This window comes from Clostridium yunnanense (assembly GCF_016595795.1).
GTDB classification, from domain to species: Bacteria; Bacillota; Clostridia; order Clostridiales; family Clostridiaceae; genus Clostridium_AR; species Clostridium_AR yunnanense.
In genome coordinates this window covers 59,392-77,200 of record NZ_JAENHN010000009.1, presented here as the reverse complement: position 1 = coordinate 77,200, position 17,809 = coordinate 59,392, and the positions used below count along the sequence as shown (strand labels likewise).

At 30.3% G+C, this 17,809-nt stretch carries 15 protein-coding genes and 1 tRNA gene; 11 read left to right on the top strand and 5 right to left on the bottom strand.

What is annotated here, in order from left to right:
• Positions 1-35: 35 nt before the first annotated feature.
• Both JHL18_RS03360 and JHL18_RS03355 read left to right on the top strand, forming a co-directional pair.
• Positions 36-111: transfer RNA gene (locus JHL18_RS03360), tRNA-Ala, on the top strand.
• 216 nt (positions 112-327) lie between these two features.
• Positions 328-873 (top strand): manganese efflux pump MntP, encoded by a 546-nt coding sequence (locus JHL18_RS03355; RefSeq protein WP_200266220.1) that lies wholly within the window; start codon positions 328-330, stop codon positions 871-873.
• Positions 874-949: 76 nt separating this feature from the next.
• Here the strand turns inward: JHL18_RS03355 and rbr are convergent, their stop codons facing one another.
• On the bottom strand, positions 950-1,534 hold the full coding sequence (gene rbr, locus JHL18_RS03350; RefSeq protein WP_200266219.1) for a rubrerythrin: 585 nt from the start codon (positions 1,532-1,534) through the stop codon (positions 950-952).
• 214 nt (positions 1,535-1,748) lie between these two features.
• Here rbr and JHL18_RS03345 point away from each other — a divergent pair, with 214 nt between their 5' ends.
• The 8 genes from JHL18_RS03345 (at position 1,749) to JHL18_RS03310 (ending at position 12,035) form a co-directional block, all read left to right on the top strand.
• On the top strand, positions 1,749-2,765 hold the full coding sequence (locus JHL18_RS03345) for a phosphodiester glycosidase family protein (protein ID WP_200266218.1): 1,017 nt from the start codon (positions 1,749-1,751) through the stop codon (positions 2,763-2,765).
• A gap of 19 nt (positions 2,766-2,784) precedes the next feature.
• A complete protein-coding gene (locus JHL18_RS03340) occupies positions 2,785-3,819 on the top strand; it encodes a hypothetical protein (RefSeq protein WP_200266217.1) in 1,035 nt (344 codons plus the stop codon).
• 442 nt (positions 3,820-4,261) lie between these two features.
• Positions 4,262-4,699, top strand: a complete 438-nt coding sequence (locus JHL18_RS03335; protein ID WP_200266216.1) for a MarR family winged helix-turn-helix transcriptional regulator — start codon at positions 4,262-4,264, stop codon at positions 4,697-4,699.
• 137 nt (positions 4,700-4,836) lie between these two features.
• Positions 4,837-7,062, top strand: a complete 2,226-nt coding sequence (locus JHL18_RS03330) for an ABC transporter ATP-binding protein (RefSeq protein WP_200266215.1) — start codon at positions 4,837-4,839, stop codon at positions 7,060-7,062.
• Positions 7,059-8,927 (top strand): ABC transporter ATP-binding protein, encoded by a 1,869-nt coding sequence (locus JHL18_RS03325; RefSeq protein ID WP_200266214.1) that lies wholly within the window; start codon positions 7,059-7,061, stop codon positions 8,925-8,927. The genes JHL18_RS03330 and JHL18_RS03325 overlap by 4 nt, the downstream gene beginning before the upstream one ends.
• Positions 8,928-9,194: 267 nt before the next feature.
• A complete protein-coding gene (locus JHL18_RS03320; protein ID WP_200266213.1) occupies positions 9,195-9,686 on the top strand; it encodes a GNAT family N-acetyltransferase in 492 nt (163 codons plus the stop codon).
• Positions 9,687-9,968: 282 nt separating this feature from the next.
• Entirely contained in the window at positions 9,969-10,532 is a 564-nt protein-coding gene (locus JHL18_RS03315) for a sigma-70 family RNA polymerase sigma factor (RefSeq protein WP_200266212.1), read from the top strand.
• Positions 10,533-12,035, top strand: coding sequence for a DUF4179 domain-containing protein (locus tag JHL18_RS03310; RefSeq protein ID WP_200266211.1), 1,503 nt, complete (start codon positions 10,533-10,535; stop codon positions 12,033-12,035). It begins immediately after the preceding gene.
• Between the two features lie 311 nt (positions 12,036-12,346).
• Here JHL18_RS03310 and JHL18_RS03305 read toward each other — a convergent pair whose 3' ends face one another.
• Together JHL18_RS03305 and JHL18_RS03300 are read right to left on the bottom strand one after the other, a co-directional pair.
• The gene (locus JHL18_RS03305; RefSeq protein ID WP_200266210.1) at positions 12,347-12,913 is read right to left on the bottom strand and encodes a LemA family protein; all 567 of its coding nucleotides are present in this window, start codon (positions 12,911-12,913) and stop codon (positions 12,347-12,349) included.
• A gap of 30 nt (positions 12,914-12,943) precedes the next feature.
• The gene (locus JHL18_RS03300) at positions 12,944-13,750 is read right to left on the bottom strand and encodes a TPM domain-containing protein (protein WP_200266209.1); all 807 of its coding nucleotides are present in this window, start codon (positions 13,748-13,750) and stop codon (positions 12,944-12,946) included.
• Positions 13,751-14,174: 424 nt separating this feature from the next.
• On the opposite strand from JHL18_RS03300, the gene desB reads away from it, so the two are divergent.
• On the top strand, positions 14,175-15,236 hold the full coding sequence (gene desB / locus JHL18_RS03295; protein WP_200266208.1) for a Delta(10) desaturase DesB: 1,062 nt from the start codon (positions 14,175-14,177) through the stop codon (positions 15,234-15,236).
• A gap of 182 nt (positions 15,237-15,418) precedes the next feature.
• Here desB and JHL18_RS03290 read toward each other — a convergent pair whose 3' ends face one another.
• Positions 15,419-15,970 (bottom strand): lysoplasmalogenase family protein, encoded by a 552-nt coding sequence (locus tag JHL18_RS03290; RefSeq protein WP_200266207.1) that lies wholly within the window; start codon positions 15,968-15,970, stop codon positions 15,419-15,421.
• 285 nt (positions 15,971-16,255) lie between these two features.
• A complete protein-coding gene (locus tag JHL18_RS03285; RefSeq protein WP_200266206.1) occupies positions 16,256-17,629 on the bottom strand; it encodes an aminotransferase-like domain-containing protein in 1,374 nt (457 codons plus the stop codon).
• Between the last annotated feature and the right edge of the window lie 180 nt (positions 17,630-17,809).

The window sequence follows — 17,809 nt, the reverse complement described above, 5'->3', positions numbered from 1 at the left end:
TCCGGGGTTCGAGTCCCTGAAGGTCCACCATATTTGGGGGTATAGCTCAGTTGGGAGAGCACCTGCCTTGCACGCAGGGGGTCAAGAGTTCGAATCTCTTTATCTCCACCAAAGTAAACCATGAACTTAATGTTCATGGTTTTTTTGCTGTAATAAAACATGAAGTTTTATTACAACTAAACATAAATATTTTAAAGGGTAGTGTAACGAACTTACAGGTTTTGAATAGAATATTCTAAGACAAATATATATAAAACCATACCTCCAGTTATATAGCCATAGCATAACTGCTTTATGAGTACTTACCAAAGATAAGGAGGTAGAATTATGCATTTTATATATTTATTTGTCATAGCTTTTGTAAATAGTATTGATAACATTGGTATAGGCGTTGCATATAGTGTTGGCAGGATAAAGATTGGGCTTTACAAAAATATAATTATATCATCTATAGCATTTTTAGTATCATATATAGCTGCTGTTTCTGGTAATATAATATCAAACTTTTTAAGTGATAATGTTTGTACTATCTTAAGTGTGATAATACTAGTAGTTATGGGTAGCAGGATGATAATAAAATCCATCATAGAGAAAGATGATGATGACTTTAAAGTTAAGAATATAAAGTATGGTGAGGCCATATCAATAGGAGTGGTATTAGCGCTTGATGATGTGGGGAGCTCAGTAGGTTCAGGTTTATCTGGTTATTCACCTTTTGCAATCTCATTACCATATTTCATAATAAGTATTATGATATTTATGTTGTCTGACTATGGTACAAGGTTTTTTGGAAAACTTAAGATTGGCAAAAAAGCAACTATAATATCAGGAATAGTAATGATATTGATGGGGTTAATGAGCTTATTAGAATAAGTGCTAAGTGATATGAAAACATTAAAATGAGCACCTATTAATATTATAGGTGCTCATTTGTGAGAAATAGGTAATATTAATAGTTTTCAGCCAATACTTCAAAGTAGGATTGAGGATGAGCACAAGCAGGACAAGCTAAAGGTGCATCTTGTCCTGTATAGATATAGCCGCAATTTAAACATTTCCATGAAACTTCAGTATCTTTTGAAAAAACTTTATTATTTTCTAGATTACTAAGAAGAGCTCTATATCTTTCCTCATGATGCTTTTCTACTTCTGCTATTTTTCTATAAACAGCTGCTATTACTGGAAAGCCTTCAGCTTCAGCTTCATCTGCAAAAGTAGGATAAAGGTCTGTCCACTCTTCGTTTTCTCCATCAGCAGCAGCTTTAAGGTTAACTTTTGTATCTCCATAGGCTACAGGATATGTGGCTGTTATTTCTACATTATCAATTCCTAAACCTTCACTTAAAAATTTAAAAAATCTTTTTGCATGCTCTTTTTCATTGTCAGCAGTTTCTGTAAATAGATTTGATATTTGTACAAATCCTTCTTTTTTTGCAATAGATGCATAATAAGTATATCTGTTTCTAGCTTGGGATTCCCCTGCAAAAGACTTTAATAAGTTTTCTGATGTTTTAGTACCTTTTAAAGATTTCAAATTTATCCCCTCCAATACTTTCATGTAGTATTGTATTCTTCATTTTATCTATAAATTCCTTCTTTATTTCTATCTTAAAATAGTTTTCAATATTTCATCAATTTATGACATAAAATATATATTATTGTAATAATAATGATAAACTTTTTAATGGTAAACATATTAAAATAAATATATAATATTTAAATAAGATAATGTAAAGGATTGTATATTTATGTTTCGAAAAAAATTTAGAACTATATTGATTAATTTAGCAATTTTTATAGGCTGCAATTTATTGATAGGTCTAATATATTCATTACCTATGACATATTATGGCCCATTTGATAATCTAAAGGAGATGGTAGTAACATCAGCGATGACAACGTATAGACATCAGTATTTGGCTACTTGGTTTTTGGACAAGGATCAGATAAATGAAATAATGAACAAGAATAAGATAGATACCACAGATAATTCAGATATTAAAGATATATCAGTGGCTGTATCAGCGTCAGCATCTACTGAGGTAAACTCCAGTATTAACACAGATATTCCAGTAAACAAAACAGAAGGTGTTGAGTTTGTTAATATAGACGAAAGTAGATATAAAGGTTATCTATTGATTGTTAAAGATCCAAAAAGAATTGAACTTGGAGTTACCAAAGATCTTACAAAGTTTGGAATAAAGTTAGATGATATGTGTAAGGAGAATAATGCAATTGGAGGAATAAATGCTGGTGGATTTGAAGATGAAAATGGACAAGGCAATGGTGGAACTCCAACTGGGATAGTAGTTAAAGATGGCGAAATTCTTTACAAAACAAAAAATGATAGCTATTCAATTGTAGGGTTTAATAAACAGGGAATTTTAGTACTTGGTAATTACTCCTTATCACAAATACAAGCTTTAGATTTGAAGGCAGCAGTTTCTTTTGAACCGTTTTTAATAGTTAACGGTAAAACTACCATAAAGTCTGGAAATGGTGGGTGGGGAATGGCCCCAAGAACTGTTATTGGTCAAAGAAAAGATGGAACTGTGTTAATGCTTGTAACTGAGGGAAGAAAATTAACTATGCCTGGAGCAACTTTGAAAGATGTACAGGATATTATGCTTAAGTATGAAGCATATAATGCTGCAAATCTAGATGGAGGATCTTCAACAACTATTTATTGGGATAATAAGGTGTTAAATGATCCATCAAGTATGGATGGAGTAAGGTTTATACCAACTGCATTTTTAATTAAATAAGAAAGAGGTAAATAAGTTAATGAAGAAAAGGTTTATTATAATTGCAATATATCTGCTTGTGGCAATAGCTTTACAGACATCAGTTTTAGCCTTGATTAATTATAAGTACCTGGCAGGGTTCAGTGCACCGGATAAAGTAGTAGATTCTAAGCCAATTGAAGCGCCAAAACCAGTTGAAAAGAAAAATCTAATAGAAGCGGGTGCAAGTGATATTAAAGCATCTGAAAGTAATAAATATGTGTCATACATAAAAGATAATCAATTAAAGTATTTAATTTTAGATAAATACGATATGGCAATTGCATCAGAGGTAAAGCCATATTTATATATCTGGTTATATGATGATAAGATATTATATATAAATAATGTAAAGAGTAATACTAATAACTACGAATTCTATATATATGATATAGATAAAAAGGAAAAAAACTTGGTAGCTACTTTAAAACTTCAAGATGAAAATGCACAACTTGAAAAGGTGATTAATTCAAGTTTAAAGAATTTACTTTTTGTAAAAGTTAAAAGTTACGGAAAAGTGCAAGTAATGAAATTAAATACTCAGCAAGGGGTATTTGAAGATGTAAATACCCAATCTAGAGATATTGAGGACTTATTAGTTATACCACATGAAGATAAAATTATATACAATACAAAAGCTTTAAATAAGTTTTATATAAGCTACATTAGCAAGACTATAGCATTAAAAGAAAATGGACAACAAGTATTGTTAGGGGTAGATAGCTCAGATAAAGTATTTATAGGAATAAGTAAGAACGATGTGATAACTTCTATATATTACGGGCTCATAAATGAAGGTATAGATTCATGGACAAAGGTCCAAGTTAAAAATAGTGTAAAAAGAGATAATATTTTAATATCAAAGGATGGAAAAATCTTTGAGTTAAACGCAGAAACTCAGATCATAAAATCAGTTGTAGGTGATAAAGAACTTACCTATAAGGGAACTTATCTAAATATGAAAGATAATAATATAATTTCTATAAAAGATAATGAGATTATAGTTAATAAACCTGAATCTGTGGTGAAAAATTAAGGCTTTCTTAAAGTAATGTTCCTGTATAACCACTTGATTTTGACAATATAATTAAGCTTAGCCAAAATTAAAATTATATATTTAGCACATAATAAGAGACGTTGGTAACTTCTAAAATTAGTTACTAATTTCTCTTATTTTTTTGTATAGACAATTATTAAGTTTCAATACTAGGTAAATACAACTTTTTTATATCTGACTAAAAATCATTAAACTTGTCCATATTTATATATGAGCAGCTATTTATTATCGCTCAAATGAACTAATGATTTTTAATAAAAAAATATAAAAAAATGAAATGAAAAAGTTATCATAAAAAAAGTACTATTGACTGGTAAGAAAATGAGGAGTAGAATATATTTTGCATAGAAAATGTTTCTATACGAAATATTCATTGTCGAAATATTTGCGTGCGAAATATAAATAGAAGGTGATAAACTTAATGGACGAAGTAAATAGAGGTGTTGAGCTAGTTAGAAAACTTAAAAATATAGGTAAGTTAATTAAGAGAAGTATGGGCAATCATTTTGAGGAAATGGGGTTGACTCAGTCACAAGGAATGCTTATAGGGGTATTATGTCACCAAGGTGATATGAAAATAAGCGATTTGAGTGAAAAACTAGGACTTTCAAATAGTACAGTATCGGGAATAATTGATAGACTCGAAAAACAAGGCTTGGTTGAAAGAAAAAGAAGTAAAGAGGATAAGAGGATAGTTTTTGTTAATGTAACTGAAGAGTTTTTGAAAAACTTTAAAGAAAACTTTTCTAAGGTTGAAAGAAAGTTAGAACGTATAGCAAGTGAAGCTACTACTGAGGAACTTGATACAGTACTTAATGGGTTAGAGGCCTTAGAGAATATAATGAGAAGAAATTCTTAAAATATGCAATTTTAATAAAGTTGTATTGTGAGATAACCTTTTACCGTAAAGAAAAGTATAAAGTTGTCAAGATAACTAAACATAATAATTTAAATATAATATATGCACTAAGTTATGGAGAAGGAGTGAATGCATTAATGGTTAAATTAGCTAAGTATATAAAACCATTTATTTTGCCGATAATAGTTGCAATAGCGTTACTGTTTGTACAGGCAATGACTGATCTGGCACTACCAGATTATATGTCAAATATAGTGAACAAAGGTATTCAGCAAAATGGTATTGAGAGTGCAGTACCTAATGCCGTAAGACAAAGCCAAATGAATAGATTGGTATTGTTCATGAGTGAAGACAATAAAAAAGAGGTTATGGATAACTATACTTTAGTAGATAAATCTAGCGCAGATTATGATAAGTATGTTAAAGATTATCCACAATTAAAAAATGAATCAATATATGTATTAAAAGATATTAGCAATTCAGAAATAGATGTTTTGAATCCTGTACTAGGTAAAGCTTTTTTAGCTGTATCTGGAGTAGATAAGATGAAGAGTGAAGCAAAGGATGGAAAGATATCATTTGGAGGGAAGGAAATACCTGCAAACACGGATCTTTTTGCTTTATTAGGTAAGTTACCAGCAGAACAAAGAGCAACATTAAGTGAAGATATGAACAAGAAATTTGAGGAATTAGGAGACAGCATGGTTGTTCAAGCTGCTGTAGTTCCAATAAAAGATGAATACAAGGCTTTAGGAGTAAATACTGATAGTATACAAAGCAGTTATATAAAGAAGGCTGGAGTAATAATGCTGGGTGTATCATTATTAGGTGCATTGTGTACTGTAATGGTCGGCTTCTTAGGAGCTAGAGTAGCAGCAGGAGTTTCAAGAAACTTACGTAGAGACGTATTTACTAAGGTTGAAAGTTTTTCTAATACAGAATTTGATAAATTCTCAACAGCATCACTTATTACAAGAACAACAAATGATATAACACAAATACAAACAGTTTTGGTTCTGATGATTAGAATGGTGTTCTATGCACCAATAATGGGTGTAGGTGGAGTAATTAGAGCACTACAAAAGAGTAGTTCAATGTCTTGGATTATAGCAGTAGCAGTTATAGCTTTATTAGGTTTAATAATGGTTGTATTTACAGTAGCTTTACCTAAATTCAAGGCAATCCAGAAACTTATAGATAGATTGAATCTTGTCACAAGAGAAAATCTCTCAGGAATGATGGTAATAAGAGCATTTAGTACTCAAAGATTTGAAGAGCAAAGATTTGATAAGGCTAATAAGGACTTAACTAGTACTAATCTTTTTGTAAACAGAGTTATGGTATCTATGATGCCTGTAATGATGCTTATAATGAATGGTATTACGCTTCTTATTGTGTGGGTTGGAGCTCATCAAATAGCAGATTCATCAATGCAGGTTGGTGACATGATGGCATTTATGCAATATGCTATGCAAATAATATTCTCATTCTTGATGTTATCTATGATGTTCATAATGATACCAAGAGCCTCAGTTGCGGCTGACCGTATTGCTGAAGTTTTATCAATAAAGCCAACAATAGTTGATAAAAAAGATCCTAAACATTTGGCTAAGGAAATAGATGGTACTATAGAATTTAACAATGTATCCTTTAGATATCCTGGTGCAGAAGAAAATGTAGTTAAAAATATAAACTTTAAAGCCTTGCCAGGCCAAACTACAGCAATAATAGGATCTACTGGAGCAGGAAAAAGTACTCTTGTAAACCTAGTTCCACGTTTTTACGATGTTACGGAAGGACAAATCTTGATCGATGGTGTAGATATAAGAGAAGTGCCTCAAGGTGAACTTCGTGACAAGATAGGTTATGTACCGCAAAAAGGAGCATTGTTTAGTGGAACTATAGAATCAAACTTAAAATATGCTGACGAAAACTCTTCAGAAGAAAACATTAAAAGAGCAGCTGAAATTGCTCAAGCAATGGAGTTTATAAGTGAAAAGCCAGAAGGTTTTGCTACTGAAATATCTCAAGGTGGTACTAATGTATCTGGTGGACAAAAACAAAGATTATCTATTGCAAGAGCTCTAGTAAAGAGACCAGCAATATATATATTTGATGATAGTTTCTCGGCTCTTGATTTTAAGACAGATGCAGCACTTAGAAAAGCACTTAAGAAACAAACTGGTTCAAGTACAGTACTTTTAGTTGCACAACGTATATCAACTATCATGAATGCTGAACAAATTATAGTGCTTGATGAAGGTAAGGTAGTAGGTATTGGTACACATAAAGAACTTATGGCAAATTGTCCTACTTACCAAGAAATAGCTTCATCACAGCTTTCAAAGGAGGAATTAGCATGAGTGAACATAACAAGAGAGCAGGCAGACAGAGAAGAGGGCCAGGAGGACACGGACCTGGTGGTCCTATGATGCAGGGGGGAGAAAAAGCTCGTGACTTCAAAGGGACCATGGGGAAGCTTATCAAATATTTAAGTGAATTTAAACTATCAATATTAGTTGTTATTATATTTGCCGTAGCTAGTACCATCTTCACTATAGTTGGACCAAAGATACTAGGAAAAGCAACAACAAAATTATTTGAAGGTATTACTAGTAAGATTAGTGGTAGTGGTAATGGCATAGATTTTGGTTATATAGGTAATATAATTGGATTACTTCTAGTGTTGTATATTATAAGTGCTTTGTTTAGTTATATACAAGGGTGGGTAATGTCTGGGGTTACTATGAAGGTAACTTATAGATTAAGAAAAAATATATCGGAAAAGATTAATCGTATCCCTCTAAAATACTTTGATGGAACAAATCATGGAGAAGTTTTATCTCGTGTTACTAATGACGTTGATACAATAAGTCAGACTTTAAATCAGAGTTTAACTCAGATAATCACATCAGTAACTAGTGTAATTGGTGTGCTTGCTATGATGTTTAGTATAAACTGGTTGATGACTGTTGTAGCATTATGTGTAATTCCAGTATCGATGATATTTATAATGATAATTGTTAAGAATTCTCAAAGATATTTTAAAGAGCAACAAGACTATTTAGGCCATGTAAATGGACATATAGAAGAAATGTATGGTGGACATTTAGTAATGAAGGCTTTTAACGGAGAAGAAAAAAGCGTTGCTAAGTTTCAGGATTTAAACAATACACTTTATAAATCAGCTTGGAAGTCACAGTTTTTATCAGGTCTTATGATGCCTATCATGGGGTTTGTAGGAAACTTAGGATATGTTGCAATATCTATATTAGGCGGATATCTTGCTGCTAAAAAGGCAATAACTGTTGGAGATATTCAAGCCTTTATTCAATACGTACGTTCATTTACACAACCAATAACTCAGCTTGCTAATATATCAAATATACTTCAACAAACTGCAGCTTCATCAGAACGTGTATTTGAATTCTTAGAAGTAGAAGAAGAAGCTTCGGAAGTTCCAAACCCAGTTAAGCTTGAAAAAGTTGATGGAAGAGTTGACTTTAATCAGGTTCACTTTGGATACGATGCAGATAAGACTATAATTAATGATTTCTCTGCTTCAGTAAAGCCAGGTCAAAAGGTAGCTATAGTTGGACCAACTGGTGCAGGTAAGACTACAATGATTAAGCTTCTAATGAGATTCTATGATGTAAATGAAGGTGCAATCATGATTGATGGTCATGACATAAGAAACTTTACACGTGGAGATTTAAGAGGCATGTTTGGTATGGTACTACAAGATACTTGGTTATATAATACTTCTATCATGGAAAATATAAGATATGGTAGACTTGATGCTACTGATGAAGAGGTTATAGCTGCTGCTAAAGCTGCTCACGTAGACAGTTTTGTTCATACATTGCCAGATGGATATAACATGCTGCTTAATGAAGAAGCTTCAAATATATCTCAAGGTCAAAAACAGCTTATAACAATTGCTAGAGCGATACTAGCGGATCCTAGTATACTAATCCTAGATGAAGCTACTAGTTCAGTAGATACTCGTACAGAAGTGCAAATACAAAAGGCTATGAACAATCTTATGAAGAACAGAACAAGCTTTATAATAGCTCATCGTCTATCAACCATACGTGATGCAGATTTAATACTTGTTATGAATCATGGAGATATCGTAGAGCAAGGTAGTCATGAACAGCTTCTTTCACAAGGTGGATTCTATGCTAACCTTTATAACAGCCAATTTGAAAGTACTCAAGTTAGCTAATAAACTATAATTAAAAAATAAGATGCTACTGATAATTGTTTGTTATCAGTAGCGTTTTTTGCTTTAAGGATAATTATAAAATTTACAGGCAGATTAAATTTAGATATTCCAATCCTTCTAGAATCCTTTTATGGAGATAAAGTAAAAAAGCAAGACTTATGATTTCCCTAGAAATACATTATGTAAATAATATAAGTACTGAATTGTTGACTAAAAGATAAATTTGATAAATAATTAGAATGGATAATTTAGTAGGGGGATTTAAGTATGGATATAAATATAAGACAAGCTGCTATTGAAGATTGTGATGAATTATATAATATAAGACAAATGCCGAAAGTTATGGAAAATATATTATCTTATAAGAATGAACCTAAGGATGGCATAAGAAATAGATTTTTAAATAAAGGCAATGATCTTTGGATTGTATCAGAAGCTGAAAATAGAGTAGTAGGACTAATTATTTTATCTATACATAATAATCCTAGAAAAAAACATGTTGGATATATAACTATAATGGTAAATAGTGATTATCATGGTATGGGGATAGGATCTAAGCTCATGACTACTATTACCGATATAGCAGACAATAAACTTAAATTAAAGAGATTGGAGTTATCCGTTTTTATAGAAAATGAAAGAGCAATAAGATTATATAAAAAATTCGGGTTTGATATAGAGGGCATAGCTAAGATGTCAGCACTTAGAAACGGTATTTATAGTGATGAGTATCATATGGCAAGAGTGTCAATGAGTTAACTTAAATTGATTATATAAGATCAATTAATCTTGAGTTTTACAATAGTATATTAGATTCATAAGTTTATTTAGAGCCTAGCTATCGATTAAAGATGGCAAGGCTTTTATTTCTGTATAGGAAGATATAAATTTTTAGGTTAGTAAAAATTATATGTTTCAATATTTTAGAGGTTTTATGGCTAAGTAGTAAAAATAGAAATTATTTATAAAGTTATGTAATTTATTTTAAAAAGCTACGTTTTATTAAGTGAAGATCTTCAAAATCAATTTATGGAGGAAACTATGAACTTTGAAACTGCAGATTATATAGCTGAAATTAGGCAAAAGAACGAAAAAGCCATGGAATTTGTTATAAGTAAGTATAGCAAATTATTATACAAAGTGGTTTATACTGTCTTAGGACAATTTAAAGATGAAGGGTATATAGAAGAATGCTTGAGTGATATATTTTTATCCATATGGAATAACTCGGATAAGTTCATAGGGGATAGGGATAAGTTTAAAAGCTGGATCTGCGCTATTGCAAAATACAAGGCCATTGATTACAGCAGAAAGAAACTAAGAACTGCACAGACAGGTAATATAGAAGAATGCTTTATAGCAAGTAATGAAAGTGTAGAAGAAGAATATCTAATGAAAGAGTATAAAGATAAACTTCTTGAACTCATAGAGAAAATGAATGAACCAGATAGAAGTATATTTATAAAGAAGTACTTTCTAGGTAAATCCTCAGACGAGATATCAAAAGATTTAGGACTAACAAGATCCAATATAAACACTCATCTTAGTAGAGGCAGGAAAGTTTTAAAGGAAAAGCTAAAACTGGCATTAGGGGAGATGTTATAAATGAAGGATATGTATGAATTATTTAATGAAATAGATATAGATTCAGAACAGTATGATTCGATGGATATAAAGGTTCCAAAAGACTTGGATAAAACACTTATTAAAAGTTTTAGAAAAGATAAATACAATAAAAGTAGATTTAACTTTAAGATAAAAAATACCAGCAAGGTAGCTGTAATAGCATTAGTTATTATTAGCGGTATAACAGTATCAAGTATAGCAAGGGCGAAGGATATAAATATCATTGGACCTTTTATGGAGTATTTAAATGCTAGATCTACAATAGCTAATTCTGAGTATGTAAAGTATGAAAATGATGTTGATTTAGAGGCTAAAGATAAAAATATAATTGTAAGACTAAAGTCTGTAGTTTATGATGGAAGCTATATTTATTTTTCATATAAAGTGAAGGATGGAAACAACAATAATGTAGTAAATGACGAAAGGGACGTTCATATAAGTCAGCTGAAAATAAATAATAGTAATATTGATCTTGAAGAAAAACTTCTTAAGGATCAAGGGATACAGAAGAAATACACAGCGTATGATACGGAAATTAGTTATGGAGATGCAAAGGTAGATAGTCAAGTTATTATAACAAGAGTTGATATTAAGTCATGTAAAGTTGATGATAAGGCTAATATAAGTTTTTCTTTAAATAAGGTTAGAGATGTAAGTGGTAATTGGGATTTTAAGTTTCAAATATCTAAGAATCAGTTAGTTGATAAAACTAAGAGGTACGAAAACTTAGGTCAATTGAATGTGAATGATAAAGTAAAGTTTGATTTAGATGCTATAACCTTCTCACCGCTAGGAACAACTATAGAAAATACAATAGTTGCAAATAAATCAAGTTTTCAAAAGTTTATCGATGGAAAGTATACAAACCTTGGATTTGGTTATGTCTTAGTTAGTGACAAGGGTGAGGAAATCTTTATTATAGGAGAAAAGAATATAAGCGAACAAGATAAAGATAATTTAATATTAAAAAGATATAGCAGATTTACCGCATTTAAGGAGGTACCTAAATCATTAACAATAATTCCTAGAGTACAAAAGAGTGAAGATTTAAATTGGAACTTTGATGCCTACAAATATGTTAAGTTAAGTGATATAAAACAGGGACAGTATATAGCTCAAGGTAAGGATTGTGGGATAGTTATAAATTCCATAGTTAAGAAGAATGAGAATACTGTAGTTAATATAAGTTTTAAGGGCTTAGATATAATTAAGAGAAGCAATATATTTGTAACTAGGGATATTAATAGATATAAAAAATATTTTGATATGAAAGAAGGTAAGTTAAAAGACAAAGAATACCTGGATATAATAGTAGATTCAAAAGAAAGTTATGATGGGGGAATCGAAAGAAGATATTCTGAAGAAGAAAATGAATATACATTTAGTAATATTAATGAAGGTGACTACCTAGTAATACCGCAATATGACGATAAATTTAAACTTGATATGAAAAATGCAAAAACAATTGACTTTACTAAATAATATCTCTGTATAGGTTACTTAGAAATAAGTAAAGATTTGAGTTATATACTAAAAGAGTGTTGATAAGTAATTGATATTGATGAAATAAATAATCAAGTTACAGCTATAATGAACAAAAGACATAATAAATTGAGATAATATAGGTATTTCCTTGGAAATAAACAGATTTGCACAGGTTTTGTCAGATTAAGTGTTTATAAATCACTATATTAATGTCAAAGGATTGTTTAGAAAAATTGAATCTAATAAAGTCTACTCTTTAGGATTATCATCCATAATGAGTAGACTTTATATTTATGTTGCAATAATTTTTAGAATTTTACTGATGGTACTTTTTCAGCACCTTCAGCTGCTTTGAAGTATTGTTTATCTTGATATTTTCCACTAAAAAACATATTCACAAAGAATTTTCTCTTATAGCTGTTAAAGTCTTTAACAGAGTCATTATAATCTTTTCGTGCTACGGCTATTCTGTTTTCAGTACCAGCTAATTCATCTTGAAGCTTTAAGTAATTTTCATTAGCTTTAAGATTTGGATAGTTTTCAACTATTACATTAAGACCTCTTAGAGCAGTTGTGATTTGTGCATCAGCATTTGCTTTATCTTGTACTGTATTTGAATTTACAATTTTGCTTCTTGCATCAGCTAAGTCTTTAAATACTTGCTCTTCATGCTTTGTATAACCCTTTACTGTTTCCACTAGATTAGGAATAACATCATTTCTTCTCTGAAGCTGATTATCTATTTGGCTAAATTTAGAGTTAACAGCTTCATCCTTTGAAACTAGATTGTTGTAAGCACTAACATAAACCCCTACACCTATTAATGCGACAAGAACTAGCACGCCTATAACAATTAAAAAACTTTTTTTATTCATACAAATTAATCCTCCAAATATTAATATTTATTACCAATCACCTGACGATCCACCGCCGCCAGAATCTCCTCCACCAAAACTATCAGAGCCACCGGAACTTCCGCCGAAGCCTCCAGAACCACCGTCTCCAAAACCACCACCATAGTAGAAACCACCGCCTCCACCACGGCGTCCTCTGCCTCTAGAAGAAAAAACAATAATTAAGAATATTACCATCACAATTGTTTTAACAACATTTGAAACTTTATTAGTAAATGTATTTGATGATTTGCTATTCATATTATCTGAGTCGTCTGAGATCTTATCAGGGACATCCTTTGTGTAATTTGTCACATCAACATTATACTCTTGTCCAATATCTCCTATTATTCTTTTATAAGTAGTTGTGATACCTTTATCATATTGATTTTGTTTAAAGTATGAAGACATTTCTCTTAAATATGAGCCTACTTTTCCATCAGGCAATATACCTTCTAAACCGTATCCGACCTCAATCCTAAACTTTCTATCATTTTTTGAGATTAATATTAGAACTCCATTATTCTTTTCTTTGTTGCCAATGCCCCATTTTCTAAATAGAGAGTTTGCGTATTCTTCTATGGAAGCGCCGTTTAACGAATCTATAGTTACAACTGCCACCTCTGCTGTAGTCTTATTTCTTACATCATTTGAGGTTGAAAGTATATAGCTTTTAGTATCATTAGAAAACATCTTGGCATAGTCCTGAAAGAAAATATCTGATGTTGGTTTGTTAGGCAAATCATTAGAGGAAGCACCTGATAATATTGATGATAACAACAATATTAAGGGTAAAATGATTTTATAATACTTTTTCATAAATATCTCCTCTTGTATTAAATTATATACCTATATTAGATTATTATACTAGAAATACATAAGTTGTACATATATGGATAAGCGTTTGGTAAATTAAAATATAGTATGTAAGTTTTTGCAGCGTGTTCATATCTATAGTTTATGTATAAATAATGAAAGTTATAAAGAAAATATAAAAAAAGATTGGTTAAAATACTTTTAGGAAATAATAGTTGACAATAGATAATGATTATTGATATCATAAGAGCATAAAATACTTTGATTATCAAAGGAATGTTTATAACAAGTGGCCATATTACTAGGTTTAAGCTTATTTTAAGCATAATTTATGTTTAGTACCTTATTGGTTGCTAATTGTTTGGATTTTTAAAGGAGATTTATTAATGGGTGTGCTTATAAGTAATTTCAGAAAGGATGTTATTAGATGAAAGAGTTTCATGATATAGCTTGGTATGTAAAGAAGTTATCTAAAGAAATACCAGAAGAGGTAAGAAAACCTGTTCCACAAAGGTTGTTAGGAGGTCTAGCATACGTAGTTATTATAATAAGTTGTATGATGGTTATGCAACAAATGAATATGAATATAATAGTGAATCTATTTTTTTCAATAATACTTGGTTTTAGTTTTGCTGCTATGGGGTTCTTGGGACATGAAATACTACATGGAACAGTAGTCAGAAGGCCTTGGGTAAGAAATTTACTTGGGGGATTAGCATTTGCGCCACTGAGTGTAAGTCCAAGACTTTGGATTAAATGGCACAATATAACGCATCATGCGCATACTCAAGATGAACAGAAAGATCCAGATGCATGGATTAGTTTTGAACAATTACTAAAGAGTCCTAAGATTATTAGATGGGTATATAAGTTGCCTCTCAATTTTAGAGCATTTGTGAGTTTTTTATCTCTAACATTTACCTTTTCGATGCATACAATGAAGATGTTCTTTACTTATATAGGTGAGTTCAAATCAAGAAAATTAGGGGTATGGATGCAAATGTTAGTTCCTTGGGCAGTTTGGATAGGTTTATTGTCTTATGTAGGCTTGAATAAGTGGGTATTTATGTATTTAATTCCGCTATTAATAGGTAATTTTATTGTAATGGCGTATATATCAACTAATCATAGGTTAAATCCATTGGTACCAGTAAATGATCCACTAGCAAATAGTCTTTCTGTAACAGTGCCAAAATGGATTGACGTATTGCACTTTAATTTTTCTTATCACGTAGAACATCATATGTTTCCAGGGATAAATCCTAAATATTATCCTATAGTGAAGGAAAAGATATTAGAATTTTGGCCGGAGAAGTATCTCCAAATGTCACTGGTGAAAGCCCTTGTAACTCTTTGGAAGACTCCGAGAATATATTATAATGAAACAGAATTCTTAGACCCTAGGAATAAGAATTCTTATAAGTCATTAGGAAATGGATTAGATGTTAGAAATATAACTTATAAAAAGAATAAATTAAATATAAACTAAGATATCTTAATATTGATTGTAATTAAAACATGGCTAAGTGAACTTTATGATGTACATTTAGATATGCTTTATACCACCTATTAAAAACACATGTATATCTGTAATTAAGAAAGCAGATATACATGTGTTTTTTACTGAAAAGGAAAGCATAAGCCATATCTATTGGTACTTATATATTTAACTTATCTTAATTTTTTATATCCACTAATAGCTAATAAAAGTTGAGATGGAAGATAGAAAAACCATATTAAGAAATATATTGTCATACTTAATGAGGATATATTATAGGATTCAGCTATTAAGGGATATAACCCAACATTGATATCACACATGAAGAATAAACATATTCCAAACGCTATCATTAAAGCACTATGTTTGTAATAAAACTTGCTTCTAAGGGTTGAAAATGCAAAAACTAAGCTGTTTATGAGCAAAGTTCCGTATAGTAAAGCTAAATAATATAGCTTAGTATCAATGTTTTTAGGCTTTAGAAAAAATCCTAGAAAAAGCATTGATATTGATAATAAAATTAACATTTTTATATGTATAGGATTTAGGGATATTGATCTACTGTGTCTTAATATATAAGTGATTTGTACAAATATAAAAATAAAAATCCCAAGTTCAGGACATTCCATTATTATAAAGAAAAAATCTGCAATGGTAGTAAGAAATAAAGCTGTTTGAAGCAATCTTTTATCTATAATATCATAGCTGTTATCTTCGATAAGCATACTTAAAAAGAAACATAATAGGATGTAGCAATATTTAATTATTGATGGAAGAGAGCTATCAACATTTCTTGTAAGTATATAGGATATCAAGAAGTAGATGTATATAAATAAATTTATAAATATAATCAATTTGAAATATAAGCTTTTCAACTTTAACGACCTCTGTTTATAATATATTAAGTTTATTAGATAAAACTTAAGTAAACTTATATATATGTTATGCTAATTTAAGAGGTATTATTTTACTTAGATACAAATAGAAAAATTTATTTTAGTTTATTAGTTCTATAATTTATTTGAATTTTGTAAGTGTTTATCGTATAACGATTTTACAACGGTTTCTATTATACCAAGTCCCTTATCAATATCACTTATACTAACGCTTGCGATGCTTATCCTTATACCCTTTCTATAGGAAGTTTCATCGAAGTAAAAGAACTTACCTGACCTTACCAATACTGAATTCTGTTCTAGTTTTTCAATCAGAGTATCTTCATCTATCCATTCTGGTAAACATAAGTAGCAATAGAAGCAAAGGTTGATTCCTGTGGGTTCAAGTCCATAACCTTTTAAGGTTTTAAAATGTTTTCTCAGAGTCATGTGCTTTTCATATAATTCTTTTGATATTGAATCTGTATGTTTCTTAAATATATTGCTTCTTATATATATCTCTAAAGTTGCTTGTGATATTAATGAAGCTGAGAAGTAAGAAGAATAGTAGGAAAATTGTATATGCTGTTCAAAAGTATCCAATAAGCTAGAAGGAACTACTATCAAACCTATTCTTGTCCAGGGCATTATTTTTGAAAAGCTTTTTAAATATATACTGTGTTTATGATCAGAGTAACAATATATTGGGTCATATTTTGTATCTATTGAAATATCACCGAAATAGTCGTCTTCAACTATATATACGTCATACTTAGATGCTAATGCTGCTATTGCCTTTCGTTGCTTTTGGCTAAGAGAGGTGCCTAAAGGACTATGATTACGAGGCACTGTATAGAAAAATTTTATATCTTCATCTCTAAAAAGTCTTTCGAGTTCTTTTATATCTACCCCATTTTCATTTCTCTCTATAGTAAGAACATCAACTTTTGAATACTTTAAAAAATCAATATAGTGTCTATAAGTTGGCTGCTCTATAAGAATCTTAGTCTTTTTATTAGGAAAAGGCATAAGAGTAAGTATACTTAGTGTTTGTTGCACACCTAATGTTATAAATATATTTTTTATATCAACAAATATCTGAAAGTCAGATAGGTATTTGCTTAATAACTTCCTTAAAGACTCAACTCCAGACATAGTATCGTTTAAAGAGGCATTATTATAAATGTCAGCTGCTCTATCAAGGCAATGCTTTAAATCAGGAGTACTCATTGTTCCTATAGTTGGATTACCTGTATCGAAGTTAATTATTTTAGAATTTACCATATTATTTTCTAGATTTTTTTCTACTACATAATATCCACTTTGAGGTATTGAATAAATCACATGATTATATCTTAAGGTATCAAAAGCTTTTACTACGGTGTTTTGAGAACAATTATATTTTATAGAAAGCTTTCTAATAGAAGGCATTTTTTCACCAGACTTATATATGCCTCTATGGATATCTTCTTCAATATCTGAAACTATTTTTTTGTATATACTATTCATATAAATTCACCATCCAATATGTCTGTATCAATACAGTTATTTTATCATGTACGAAAAGGTTTTAGTAGACCTATATTAATTTAAAAATACATTGCGGTTCGAAGCGGTACATCTATAGATATAGATAAATTACCATTAATAGTTAAAATGATTTTAGGTATGTCTATATAGGTATTTTTC